Here is a 14,120-nt window from a genome sequence, read left to right on the forward strand (position 1 = left end):
TCGCGCTCCGGTTTTGACGATGCAGCGTCGCCGATTTGCGTGAGTAGCCGCTCAAGGCCGACGCCTTGCTCGCCTAGCACCCTCGGCAAATGTTCGGATTGAACCTGTGGTAGGTGTTCTGCTCGCGTTGCGGGGTCACGCGTGTCGCGGGCTTCCTGAGAAGCTTGCTCTTGCCCTCCTCCACGAGCGTCGCGAACCTGACCGTCCCGTCGTCGGATATTTCGATGCGCGGCGTGGTGCCTCGAATTCCCATCGTTGCGGCAGGCGTGTCGATCTTCATGTCACCGGTCTTCGCGATATTGCCGGCAACGAAGGTGAACGTTCCATTGGCCAGCTTGAACAAGGTCGAATTCGACTTGCCGTTCGGGTCGTACACAAACTCGGTCATGGTCATCTTGGCGTTGCTCGACAGATTGAACGACGTGCCATCGGTGAAGTTGATCGCGACCCGACCATCGGCTCCGGTCTGCACCACGTCGCCCATATAGACGGGATCGCCAACCTTCGCTGGGGGCAATTGATCAGACAGCGCCGCCTGGACGACGACCGCGCTCGGATGTTCGATCGTGACAGCACCGTTGACTGTCACGACTTTCCCGATGAAGTTCGCCGAGGAATTCTGAACCGCGGGTTGGGCCGGCTCGGTCTGTGCTTGCACCGAGCCAGACGTCAATGTGGCGAACGTGAAAACCACGCCAGCGAGCAATTGTACAATGAAACAGATACGCACGATCCCCTCCCTTTCGAGAAGATCTTGTCGTGTCGCGGCACGATGGAGACATGGACGCCGGGCCGAGACCGCAGGACCTTGAGTGCCAAACGGATTGCTGCAAACAGGCCTAAGGGCCTGACGCAGCTCGAATAAAAATTAATATGTGGACAATCTACTCGGTAAATATACACTAAATTTAGTGGGGCTGCACTCGCGATAATGGACAGCAGTTCTGTCTTTTGCGCGATGGCTCCCCGCCGTACTGGAAGCCGATTTTCACTACCGAATTTAGTTTCAATCAGAACGTTTCGGCGGGCAAGCCTATGGCTGCCGGTGCGGGGACTTTATCCCTTCGCGGCGAGCGCAAGCCAGATCAAGAAAACTGCGGCACCACGCTCCGCTTGAGCCGTTCGGCAGGCGAAAAGCCAATGTTAGTTGCGTCCGGCGTAGCGTTCGGGGGCGCGAGCTCGGCCGTTTCAGGCCAGCAGCCTCGAGTGGTTGGCGTTGTTCATACGGCGATCGGCTGCGGCACCATTGCGCGTGCGCGCGGCATCGCCCTTCAAGCCGTGGCCGGCGATCCCGTTTGCCAGGGTGACGTCATCGAGATCGCAGCCGGCGGGCGGGTCGAAATCCGCCTGATCGATGGCACAGTGCTCAACCTGCCGGCCGGCACCCGGCTCGAGCTGGGCGACCTGGCCCGGAATTTGGCCCGTGACTTAGCCAGCGAGCCGGGGCTGTTCGCAAAAGCCAGAAGCATCTTCCGTCTCATCGGCAACCGGCTGGCCGGGTCGGACGTCCTCACGGCGGACACGCCTGTTGGCACCGTTCGGGCCAGCGGCCTCAGCATGCTCACATTCGCGGCGCTGACGTTCTCGCTGCTAGAGAACGCGCGGGCTGCGGAGCCGAACGTCACGTTCCTGGACGACGACACCATCAACTACAAGGACCTCCACCACGGCGTGTTCGAGCTGGTCACCAAGGAGGCGATCCCCAGACACATCGTCGTCGACGATCCCGGCGTCACGATCATCTTGAGCCCCAGAGGGTCGTCGGTCGGGGTGAACCAGGTTACGAATAGCCCGGCCCACATGGAGGAATTGCGGGACGCCCAGCAGCAGACGCTTGCCAACTACGCGAAGGGGATCTGGGCCAAAGGATCCGGCATGCCCACCCAGGATGGGTCGTCACTGCTGCAGCCGATCAATTTTTCCGAGCCTGACCCGCCGCTGGTGCCAAATCAACTCGGGCCGCTACCGCAGACCATCCTCCCGTTCTTTGAATTCTTCAAGGCGCCGCCGAAGCCGCCGATACTGAATCTCGGAGCGGCGCCGACTGAAATCGATACGCCGACATTTGACACTTTCAGCGCGACGCACGGCACCTTCTCTGCCTTCAGTTTCGATGGCGCGCTCACCTTCGGCATCGCCGGAGGTGTTGCAGGCAACACGGTGATGGGTTCGAGGACCTACGACATATCGAGCGTCGGCGCGTTTGGCACGTTCTACCTCAACAGCTCGACCGGTGCGTATGCTTTCGTCCCGAATAATGATGCGATCAACGCGCTGAAGGTCAATGCGATCCAAAGCTTCGTCATCACGGTAACCGACGGCTTGCTCTCGACCAGTCAGAGCTTCGACATCACCATCGTGGGTGTCGAAGACGCCGCCATCATTTCCGGCGTCACGACCGGCTCGGTGGTCGGAGCGACCGGCGTCAGCGGTGCCTCACCCGGCCTGCTCGTCGCGACCGGCACGCTCACCGATACCGATCCCGATGATCCTGCCAACACCTTCACGGCCGTGAACACGCCGACGACGAGCGCGGGCGGCTATGGCTTCTTCACAATGACGACAACGGGCGTGTGGACCTACACGCTCGACGGCGCCAACAGCTCCGTGCAAGCCCTCCATGTCGGCGATGTGCTGACCGACAGCTTCACGGTGACCGCGATAGACGGCACCCCGCGGGTCATCACGATCACCATCCACGGCCCGCTGATCGGGGCTGGAACGGCGCCGTCGCTGACGCTGAGCGAGACACATCTGACGGCAACCGCGCTGGACGACAACATCGCCGGCTCGGCGCCGAACGCGGCGTTGACGACGATTTCGGCGGACTTCTCGGCTGCGTTCAACACCGCAAATGGATTGAGTGGCACGACGGTCAGCTATGAAATGACGATCGCCGGCGGTAACGGCGCCGCCTCGGGCCTGATCGATTCGCATACCGGCCTGGCAGACCTGTTGGTACTGAACGGCACCACCATCGAAGGCCGCGTCGGCGCGATCGACGGTACGCTGGCTTTCACCATCGCGCTCGATCCGGTGACGGGGCGCGTGACCTTCACCGAATATCGCGCGGTAACGCAGCCGCTCGGCACCAGCCCGGACACCGGCGAAGGCGCGGCGCTCGCGACCGGAGCCGTGACCCTGTATGCGATCGTCACAATGAACGACGGCGATCTCCAGTTTGTCACCCTCGATCTCGGCAGTAGGTTGACCATCACCGACGACGGCCCGAGCATCCGGACGAACCAAACAATTCCGTCGCTGAACCTGAGCGAGACGCATCTCACGGCAACGGCGCTGGATGACAACATCGCCGGCTCCGCACCGGACGCGGCGCTCATGACGACGTCGGCCGACTTCTCGACGGCGTTCAGCCCGGTTCAAGGCGCGGATGGTGCAACGATCCGCTATGCGTTGGCGATCGCCGGCGGCAACGGCACAGCCTCCGGCCTGACCGACTCGCACACCGGCCTCGCCGATGTACTGGTTCTGAACGGCAACACCATCGAAGGCCATGTCGGCACAACCAGCGGCATCCTGGCGTTCACCATCACGCTTGATCCCGTCACCGGGCGCGTGACCTTCACCGACTACCGCCCGGTGGCCCAGCCGTTCGGCACCGATCCCGACAGCGGCGAGGCCGTGTCGCTGACTGCCGGAATCGTCAGCCTGATCGCAACCATCACCGACAATGACGGTGACTTTCAGAGTGCAAACCTCGACCTCGGCAGCAGGCTGAGCATCAGCGACGATGGTCCGACGATCAAGACCAACGGGACCGCGCCGTCGCTGACGCTGAGTGAATCGCACCTCACGGCAACGGCGCTGGACGACAACATCGCGGGCTCGGCCCCGGACGTGACGTTGACGACGACGTCGGCCGATTTTTCGACGGCATTCACCTCGATCCAGGGCGCGGACGGTGCTGCAATCCGCTACTCGCTGACGATCGCCGGCGGAAACGGCACGGCGTCAGGTCTGGTCGACGCGCATACCGGCCTCGCCGACGTGCTGGTTCTCAATGGCAACACCATCGAAGGCCATGTCGGTACGACGACGGGTACCTTGGCGTTCAGCATCGCGCTCGATCCGCTCACGGGGCGGGTGACCTTCACCGAGTACCGTGCGGTGAAGCAGCTAGCCGGCGATAGCGGAGAAGGTATTGCGTTGAGTGCCGGCGTCGTAAGCCTGGTTGCCACCATCACGGACAAGGACGGAGACTTCCAGAACGCAAGCCTTGATCTTGGCACGCAGCTCACGATCACGGGCGACAGCCCGAGCATCAACACCAATGGCACCACGCCCTCTCTGACATTGAGCGAGACGCATCTGACGGCAACGGCGTTCGACGACAACATCGCGGGATCGGCGCCGAACGCGGGGCTGACCACGACGTCGGCCGACTTCTCGACGGCATTCAGCTCGGTTCAAGGTGCAAATGGCGCGACCATCGGCTACGCGCTGACGATCACCGGCGGCAACGGAACGGCTTCGGGGCTGACCGACTCGCATACCGGCCTCGCCGACGTGCTGGTTCTCAATGGCAATACCATCGAGGGGCATGTCGGAGGGACCAGCGGCACATTGGCGTTCACCATCACGGTCAATCCGGCAACCGGACTCGTGACCTTTACCGAGTATCGGGCGGTGAAACAGCCGCTTGGCACCAGCCCGGACAGCGGCGAAGGCATCGCGCTGGGCACCGGGCTCGTGAACCTGGTCGCGACCATCACCGACAACGACGGCAATTTCCAGAGCGCGAGCCTGGATCTCGGAACGCAACTGACGATTACCGACGACGGCCCGAGCATCAGGGCCAACGGCACCACGCCATCGCTTTCGCTGAGCGAAACACATCTGACGGCGACGGCGTTCGACGACAACATCGCGGGCTCGGTGCCGAATGCGGCGCAGACGACGACGTCGGCAGACTTCTCGACGGCGTTCAGCTCGGTTCAAGGCGCGGATGGCGCGACGATCGCCTACGCGCTGACGATCGCAGGCGGCGACGGCACGGCGTCGGGCCTCATCGACTCGCACACCGGCCTTGCCGACCTGCTGGTTCTCAACGGCAACACGGTCGAGGGCCATGTCGGCGCAACCAATGGTCCACTCGCATTCACCATCACGATTGATCCGACCACGGGGCTTGTGACCTTCACCGAGTATCGGGCGGTGAAGCAGCCGCTCGGCACCAGCCCGGACGGCGGCGAAGGCGTGGCGCTTGCGGCCGGCATTGTCGGCCTGACTGCAACGATCACGGACAAGGACGGCGACTTCCAGAGCGCGAGCCTCGACCTCGGCACGCAACTGACCATCACGGACGACGGCCCGAGCATCAGGGCAAATGGCGCGACGCCGTCGCTGTCGCTGAGCGAGACACACCTGACGGCAACGTTGTTCGATGACAATATCGCGGGCTCGGTGCCGAACGCGGCACTGACGACGACATCGACCAACTTCTCGACCGCGTTCACCTCGGTTCAAGGCGCCGACGGCGCGACCATCAACTACGCCCTCACGATCACCGGCGGTAACGGCACCGCATCGGGCCTGGTGGATTCGCACACTGGCCTCGCCGACCTGCTGGTTCTCAACGGCAACACGATCGAGGGCCATGTCGGCGCGATCAACGGCACTCTGGCATTCACCATCACAATTGATCCGGTGACCGGGCTCGTGACCTTCACCGAGTATCGCGCGGTGAAGCAGCCGCTCGGCAGCAACCCGGACAGCGGCGAAGGCGTGACGCTGGGGGTCGGCCTCGTCAATCTGGTTGCAACGATCACGGACAAGGACGGCGATTTCCAGAGCGCGAGCCTCGACCTCGGCAGGCAGCTGACCATCACCGACGACGGCCCGAGCATCACGGCGACGAGTACGGTGCCATCGCTCACGCTGAGCGAGACGCATCTGACCGCGACGACGCTGGACGACAACACCGCCGGTTCGGCACCGGACGTGTCGCTGACGACGACGTCAGCCGATTTCTCAACGGCCTTCACTTCGGTTCAAGGCGCGGATGGCGCGGCGATCGCCTACGCGCTGACGATCACCGGCGGCAACAATACCGCGTCGGGCTTGATCGACTCGCACACCGGCCGCGCCGACGTGCTGGTCCTGAACGGCAACACCATCGAAGGTCATGTCGGGACAACTACCGGCACGCTGGCATTCACCATCGAAGTCGACCCGGCATCCGGGCTCGTGACCTTCACCGAATATCGCGCGGTAACGCAGCCCCTCGGCAGCAGCCCCGATACCGGTGAAGGCGTGGCGCTTGCCGCCGGGACTGTCAACCTGGTTGCGACCATCACCGATAAGGATGGCGACTTCCAGAGCGCGAGCGTTGACCTCGGCAAGCAGCTGGCGATCACGGACGACGGCCCGACAATCGGCGGATTCCCGGAGACCGCCATCACCGGTCAGGACAACCAGACCGCGACCGGCACCTACCACGTCAATTTCGGCGCGGATGGCGACGCCGCGATGCAGGTTGCCGTCCACAACGGCGCGGTCGGCAGCACGGGATACGATCTGGCCACGTCCGACCTCGGCGGCGGCATCAGTTCGGTTCATGTCACAGGAAATGGCGACGACTACACGTTCTACTATTCGACCCATGCGGCGAGCGGCGGCGTCGAAATGGACGCCTACCTTGCGGATTCGGGCGGTGCGCTGGCCGATCCGTACTTCACCCTGCTGATCAATCCGAACGGGACCTTCTCCTTTGATCTCGTAAGCGTCGACGTGCTGAAGCAGGTGACCGTGACCGGTTCCACGTTCGGCGCCTCGGGCGGCGGCACATCGTCTCTGACGGCACCGGATGGAGAGCTCGTCATCAGCGGATACGACAACAGTGGTCATCCCATCGATGTCAAGGCGTCGAATAACGGCATCGCGGTCGGCGATACCGGGCTAAGCATAGATCCCAACGAGCAGTTGAACCTTACGTTCTCCAACGAGCAGCCGCAGATCAGCTTCATGCTGACCCAGTGGCAAGGCAACGGCACGGCAGGCGTGGTCTTCAAGGTTCTGGACGGCAGCACCGACGTGCACGACTTCAGCATCGATGTTCCAAAGCCACATAGCGGCAACGCCACCGTCGTCGTACAGCAAACGTCGGATGCTTCGCTGATCAACACCTCAGCCTTCGATGATGCGACGTCGACCTACACGCTGTTCGTTGGAAAGACGTTCAATCTGGTAGAGGTCGATTACAACCAGGCGACCAGCGGAAACACCACCTTCACGGTCAACAACATCACCTACAACGAGAAGACGACCATCCCGAGCACCGATCTGCTGTTCGATGTGTCTGCGATGGACAAGGACGGCGATTCGGCCGCGACCAGCCTTCAGGTCGATATTCAGGGGCTCACGACCGGGGCGGCGGCCGTGATGGCCGGTACGAATCTCCTGCCAGACCCGGTTACGCACGTGCAACACGATCTGATCATGTAAGGGCCCTGAAGCCTGGTGAAGGTCCTGGCCCGCGTCAGACGTTTGCGCGGGCCAGGATCGTTTCTCGGGTCAGTGCCAGCCTTCGCCGGCCTTCAGCGCCGCCGAGAGGCTGCGCACCGGGCGCGTCACCAGCGGATCGAGATCGAAGCGCTTCTCGAGCAGCCGGAGGATCGACGTGGTGTCGAAGTCCTCATGCGCGACGCCCGACTTGTTGAAGCGCTTGGCGATCAGCAGCGCCGGAATACGGGTGCCCGGACCCCACTGGTCCGCAGCACGGGCCTCGGCACCGCGGCGGTTGTGCGGCGGGGGCGGAACGTGGTCCCACTGTCCGCCGAACTCGTCATAGGTGATGACGATCAGCGTATCCTTGCCATCCGGCCCTTCGACGATCGCCTTGACGAGATCGACGAGGTGCTGGCTGCCTTCGGTTTCGCTGGTGTAGCCCGGATGCTCGTTCTCCTCGCCGATCGGCTTGATGAAGCTGACCTGCTTCAGCCGGCCGTTCTTGGCCGCCTGGATGAACTCCGCCTCGTCCTTCAGGTGATCCCTGCGGGCCTGCGTTCCGGGCGCGAAATTGGCGAAGTAGTTGAGCGCCTGATGGTGATACTGGAAGTCCACGTCGGGGCAGTTCGGGAACACCGCCGTCGAGACATGGTTCGGATCGGTGCAGGTCGTGCCGTTGCCGTTGGTCCAGCCGGATGCGCCGACATCGCCATTGGCGTTCGACCAGCCGCCCGAATACCAGGCCCAGTCGACATGCTTGGCCGACAGCCGATCGCCGATGTTCGGCGTGTGCAACGGCGGCAGGCGCTTGATGTCCGGGGTGCCCGGTGAATAGGGTTGATAGGTCGGCTGCGTGGTGTTGACCGCGTAGTCGCCGCAGGCGAGGCCAGCCGGCAGGCCGGGCTGGTTGCATTTCGCCGTCAGCTGCGCGTCCTTCACGGTCGAGAGCGGCGTATAAAGCGGCGTGCTGGTCGGCATGCCGTTCGCATCGACGATCGCGTGGAAGTCATTGGCGCTGCCGTCGTTCAAGGCACCGACGAACTGCGGCGCCGCAGCCGCGACCAGGAACTGGTGGTTGAGGAACGAACCGCCGAAGGCGCCCTGGAAGAAGCTGTCGGCGATCACATAGTTCGGCGCACCGTGGCCGTGGAGATAGGTGTAGATGGGCAGCTTCTTGGTGTCGTAGTAGCCCATGACAAGACCCGCAGCATCGCTGCCAGTCATGTAGCGGTTCTGCCGACCACCGTTGAGCTGGTACTGCTCGCTGTAGAAGCGATGCACGATGTCCTCGGTGCAGCCGCCGGGCGCGCCGGTGCCGTTGAGGAAGCCGTGCGCCGCGAAAGCGCCGAGCGGCTTCGGACAGGTGGTCGCCGAGGTCGGGATGAAGTCGTTGATCTCGAACGGCTTGTTCTTGAAGGCGCTGAGGATCGCGACCGAGCCCGTATTGTCGGTGCACGTCGTGGGCTGCGGCGACGGCGAGGTCAGGTTGACGTCATTCTGCAATAGGCAGGCATAGACGGTCTGGTTGTCCTGCCGGACCTGCAGCGTATGCGCCTGATCGGCATCGGAGGTACCATTGATCTGGTCACGGCCGACATCGCCCCAATGTCCGTAGAGGTTATCGAAGCTGTGGTTCTCCTGGTAGATGACGACGATGTGCTTGTACTGATGCACACCTTCATGGCCGCGATCGCGCAGGTCACGCAGCTCGTCCCTGACCTCATGCTTGAACTCATCAACGATCTTTTCGACCAAATTCTCGGCCTTTGCCACCGGTGAGATGGCAACGGCGCCAGCAACAACTGCGAGCGCCGGAATGGCTCCCCAAAGCCGCATAGTGCTCTCCTGATTTTAGAAAGAAATAGAAATGGAGTTACACGCTATGCAAAACACATTTCGCCGGGATGACCGTTTTTCGACGCGCGCACAAACGCGTGAAAGATGCGCACGCGCCGATAAATCTTCGTTCTGTCACATTCAGATCGACTGCGTCGCGTTGATCGATCGTCATCAAACCGCAATCAACCGCCGTCTATCCAAACAGACGGTCATTGATCCTGCCGACAGGAAACTGTCACCTCCGTGACATCTTCCGACGTACGGCAGCGCAAATGCATTGTGACGGGGGCGTTTTCTCGCAATGGTTTGGGATATTCTGGCGTCCGGTTCCGGAAAATGTCGTGCGGCATCGGCCGACCGTAGCGCTCGAACCGCACGGGTCGCGTTGCTGGCAGTCGTCGTTGCGCTTCTCCCATTTCGCGCGATGGCATTCCCGCTCGGCGGCGACCAGACCGTGCTGCCGGCCGGCACCGAGTTTTCCGAGGAAGCGCTGGCGCGGCCGCGCGAAATCTTTCATTCCGAAGCGATGGGCGGGCGCAAGTCCTATCTGGTCAATCTCGGCGATCTCGCGTTCAATTCGCCTTCCATCCTCGGCGGCAAGGCCCGTCAGGCCGAGATGAGCTGCGGCACCTGTCACGTCAACGGCGCATCGAACCCGAAATTGTTCGTTCCGGGCCTCTCCTCCCGTCCCGGCACCTTCGACACGACCAGTCTTGTCTTCAATGCGAAGACGTTCAACAGCATCCTCGATCCGGTCAGGATCCCGAGCCTGCGGGGCGCCCGCTTCCTCGCGCCTTACGGGCATGACGGGCGCATGACCTCGCTGCGCGACTTCGTCTATAATGTCATCGTCAATGAGTTTTCCGGGCCGCGGCCGAGCGATGCGGTTCTCGACGGCCTCGTCGCCTATATCAACGATATCGATTTCCTGCCCAATTCGAAGATTGCGCCCGGCGGCCGGCTTGCCGCGCAGGCCAGTGTTGAGGAACGGCGCGGCGAGGCGTTGTTCTTCAAGCCGTTCCCGAAGCAGCCCGAGCTGAGCTGCGCCGGCTGTCATATTCCGGCCGGAACCTTCAACGACCAGCTGCGCCACGACGTCGGGTCCGGCGGGCTGGTCAAGACGCCCACTTTGCTCAACGCCAATTTCAACGCGCCGTATTTTCACGACGGGCGCTACGACAGCTACGAACAGGTCGTCGATCATTTCGACCGCGTGTTCGACCTCGAATTGTCGACCCAGGACACGCAGGACCTCGTGGCCTATCTCAATGCGGTCGGCGATGGCGAACGTCCGTTCGACAAGGATGGCGTCGTGCTGCGGATGAAGGAAGTGCTGGAGTTATCGAGCGTGCTTGAGGTCGCGATCCCGGCCGCCGACACCGCGGTGGTGTCGCTGGCCGTGACCGGGGTCGGCGCCGAACTGCGCGAATTGACCGAGCACATCCCCGACATCAGGAACACCTCGGTCGGCGGCAAGGGCGAGCGGCTCGCCGCGCGCGCGATCCTGAAGGATCTCGTTCTGACCTTGCGCCGTATCGACCTCGAGGTCGGCGCCGGCCGGATCGACGAAGCGATGGCGGAATACCGCAAATTCGCCCAGCTGGTGAATTTCGACGTTCCGGTCGCCCTGAAGAAGGCCGAGCCCTGGTCCCTCTTCAACAGTAACGTGCATCAGTCGCACTACACGGCGCTCGGCCGGATACTGCCGGTGACAAGCCAGCAGCCGCAGTAGCGCACGCGTTCACTGCGAGGCCGGCGGCGCGACCCATACATCGCTCTGCTGGATCCTGCGGATCAGCGCTTGCGGGTCGAACTTGCGCAGACCAGCGGGAATTTCAAAGATTTGCGCCGGCTGCGGCTCGTCGCGGATGTGATCGGCGACGATCACCGTCCCATCCGCGGCCTTGATCTGCACCGGAAACCTGCGCGCGCGGTCGACCCAGCCGGTAAAGCTCAAGCCGGACGGCGCCGCTACGCGATAGACGTCGGTGTTGCGCCCCGCGATCGCTTCCTCTCCATCGCGCTGGCAGTGCCATGTCGCGGGATCGACCGGCGCGGACAGCTGCGCCATGGCCCTCCATTGCCGGCAGGGATCGTCCGGATCGACCGGGACGAACAGCTGGGTGAGCGGGCTCGATTGCATGGCCTTCATATAGACGTGTGCGGCCGGGCGGACGAAATAGGCGGCGGGCTTGGCGGTATCGACCAGAAAGAAGCCATCGGGCAGCGCGGTTGGATCGATCCGCGCCTTTCGGTCCGAGACGCGCACCGTTCCCATGGCCGTTGCCGTATCGTCCTTCTGCGCAAGGAGGTCGGCGGAAAACTGCTGCGCCGCCGTCGGCATCGGCACGCTGGCCAGGATGGCTATTGCGAATAAGCAGGCGGTAGCGCTCCTGCCGCCCTTCCACATCTTCTTACATGTCGTCTCGTCGCGCTTCATCGCATATCCCCGGTCGGTCAGCAGGCGGGCAGGCAGAACATGACAGCGCCGACCGAACCAATGGTTCGATCGGCGCCGGCTTCGGATGGACTCAAGACCTCGTCGTGGACGAGAGCTCGATCACTCGGTGTAGGACAACGTGACCGGCTTGCTGAAGTCGAACGCGTCGAACAGGTCAGACAGTGCCGGGCTGTTGGTCGGAACGTACTCGTTGTTCTTCGAGTAGGTCGGGTTCGGCAGGTTGTCGCGGCTGCGGTGCGTGAGCGGCTCGAGAGCCCAGTTGCGCTCAATGAACTTCAGCAGCGAAACGTGGTCGGCGTAGTTGTGGTTGACCTTGCCGCCCGTCGAATAGGGCGAGAGGATCAGGGTCGGAATACGCGGTCCGTCGCCGAAGAAGTCGATCGACTGCGTGTAGCCGGAGTCCCAGTAGCCGCCGGCTTCGTCCCAGGTGATGAAGACCGCGGTATCAGCCTTCAGCTCCGGATTGTTGTCCAGCGCGTTGAGCACGTTCAGGACATAGGCCTCGAACAGATCAACCTTCGAGCTCTGCGGATGACCGTCGAGCAGACCGTCCGGCTTGCCGAACGACACCGCGGGCAGCGTGTTGTGCTGGATCGCCGTGATCAGATCCGCCGTGTCCTTCATGTGAGCCTGACGCACGGCCGCGTTGGCCATGATCGAGGTCGCATACTGGAACGGGTTGCAGATCTGGCAGTAGGCAACACCGAGCGCGTGCGCCGGATCGGCGACCGCAGCGGCGCCGAGGTTGGGGTTCGAGGGGTTGGCGGCAACCGCAGCGTTGGAAAGCGCCACGGCGTCGTTGAACGCACCACCATAGAACGCCCAGGTGATGTTCTTCTCGATCAGAGCGTCACCGATCGTGCGAACCGACGACGGCGGGACGTTGTTGCCGCCCGACAGCGCGCCGTTCGGCAGATAGCCCGGATTGACGTTGTTGAGCATGTAGTAGTGGTTCGGCTTGCAGTTCGGCTCCGCCGCGTACGGCAGATTGTTGAGGTAGGTGACGATCGGCTTCACGCCGGGCTGGAACACGTCGGAGCAGTTGCTCCAATTGCCGTCGACGCTATAGCGGTTGACCGAGCCGGCAACCGGATTCGGGTTGGCGATCAGGGTGGCCGGCGGCGTCACCGGATTGCCCTTGCCGTCGCTCCAGAAGGCCGCATCGCCGGTGCCGAGCATGAAGTGGTTCGCGCCGGTGCCACCGTGGAACGACTGGTGGAAGTTGTCGCTCAGCGTGAAGCGGTCGGCGAGCATCTTCAGGATCGGGGCCTGACCCTGCTGGGCATTGTAGAAGCCCATCGAGTTGGCCATGCTCTTGTTGGATGCCGAATAGGTCGCCATCACGAACGGGAACAAATCGTTCAGGCAGCCCGAATTGTTCTTCTTGGTGGCGCTGGCGGCGCTGCAATCTTCCTGCTGCCAGTCCTGATAGAAGCGATGGGTCGAGTCGCCAGTGTAGTCGTCGTCGCTGATCTGCTCGCCCTGCAGCGGGAACGGTCCGTTCAGACCGCCGGCGCCGGGAACGCGGGTATCAAGCACGCCGTTCGGCAGGCCGCTGAAGCCGGTGGTCAGGATATCGAGATCCGCCGGGTCCATGTCCTTTTCGACGCTGGCCTCAGTGATCGTCTTGAACGGGGGCGAAGTGTCGTTCTGCGCGGTCGGCGTCCCGTTGGTGTTCGGCTGCGGCATCACATTGGTCGCGTTGTAGGGCGACTTCGCGATCGCCGGCGCGCCGATGTAGAAGGACGGCTGGCCCGCGACCGAGTACTGCTGCGCCTGCGCAAAGTTCGGTCCCGGCGTTCCGTCCTCGTTGACGATGCCCTTCGACAACAGGTTGGAGATGGTCTGCCCCTTGCCCTTCGGCTTGTAGATACCGAAGGTGTGATCAAGGCCGCGGTTCTCGCCGATCAGGATGATGACGTGCTTGATCGGCGAAGCGGTCTTGCCCTTGCCGCCGTGATCCTTATCGTCATGATCGTGGTCCTGCTTGACGCGATCAGCTTCCTGATGCGCCTGGTGATTGTGATGCGGACGCTTGTCCCAATCACTGTGTCCGCCCGGATAGTGAGCGGCGTATGCGGCTGTTGCGACGAGCACCGTTGACGCGATGCAGAGCGCGGTGCTGGTTCGCCAGTGCTTTTTGTAGTTCAAACTCATTGTCGACCTCAGGGTGTTTGCGGTTAGCAACCCACACTGCTTAGTGCGACAGTATGACGCATGGTTTTCGCTTGCGTGAAAGCGCGCGAGAAATTTCGAAACGTTCAAATATTTTCTGTGGGGACATCTGCCGCTGCACGCTGCATCTCCACGATTCTATTCTTCGACTGAAGATCGAAAGGAGATGAAGCGCTCC

General features: G+C 62.6%; 6 protein-coding genes. 2 read left to right on the forward strand and 4 right to left on the reverse strand.

The genetic code is table 11. From position 1 onward, the window contains the following. Positions 1-73: 73 nt before the first annotated feature. The gene (locus ACOIX3_RS37430) at positions 74-730 is read right to left on the reverse strand and encodes a FecR family protein (RefSeq protein ID WP_420966992.1); all 657 of its coding nucleotides are present in this window, start codon (positions 728-730) and stop codon (positions 74-76) included. 476 nt (positions 731-1,206) lie between these two features. Here ACOIX3_RS37430 and ACOIX3_RS37435 point away from each other — a divergent pair, with 476 nt between their 5' ends. Next, positions 1,207-7,464 (forward strand): DUF5801 repeats-in-toxin domain-containing protein, encoded by a 6,258-nt coding sequence (locus ACOIX3_RS37435; RefSeq protein WP_420966993.1) that lies wholly within the window; start codon positions 1,207-1,209, stop codon positions 7,462-7,464. 69 nt (positions 7,465-7,533) lie between these two features. Here the strand turns inward: ACOIX3_RS37435 and ACOIX3_RS37440 are convergent, their stop codons facing one another. After that, positions 7,534-9,303 (reverse strand): alkaline phosphatase family protein, encoded by a 1,770-nt coding sequence (locus tag ACOIX3_RS37440; RefSeq protein ID WP_420966994.1) that lies wholly within the window; start codon positions 9,301-9,303, stop codon positions 7,534-7,536. A gap of 427 nt (positions 9,304-9,730) precedes the next feature. Here ACOIX3_RS37440 and ACOIX3_RS37445 point away from each other — a divergent pair, with 427 nt between their 5' ends. Further along, complete coding sequence (locus ACOIX3_RS37445) at positions 9,731-11,038, forward strand: cytochrome c peroxidase (RefSeq protein WP_420966995.1); 1,308 nt, start codon at positions 9,731-9,733, stop codon at positions 11,036-11,038. A 9-nt stretch (positions 11,039-11,047) separates the two neighbouring features. Here the strand turns inward: ACOIX3_RS37445 and ACOIX3_RS37450 are convergent, their stop codons facing one another. Then, the gene (locus ACOIX3_RS37450; RefSeq protein WP_420966996.1) at positions 11,048-11,746 is read right to left on the reverse strand and encodes a hypothetical protein; all 699 of its coding nucleotides are present in this window, start codon (positions 11,744-11,746) and stop codon (positions 11,048-11,050) included. 120 nt (positions 11,747-11,866) lie between these two features. Beyond that, positions 11,867-13,924 carry a phospholipase C gene (locus tag ACOIX3_RS37455; RefSeq protein WP_420966997.1) on the reverse strand — a complete coding sequence of 686 codons (2,058 nt, stop codon included), beginning with the start codon at positions 13,922-13,924 and terminating at the stop codon, positions 11,867-11,869. Between the last annotated feature and the right edge of the window lie 196 nt (positions 13,925-14,120).

This window comes from Bradyrhizobium sp. B120 (assembly GCF_049075665.1).
In the GTDB taxonomy this organism is placed as follows: domain Bacteria; phylum Pseudomonadota; class Alphaproteobacteria; order Rhizobiales; family Xanthobacteraceae; genus Bradyrhizobium.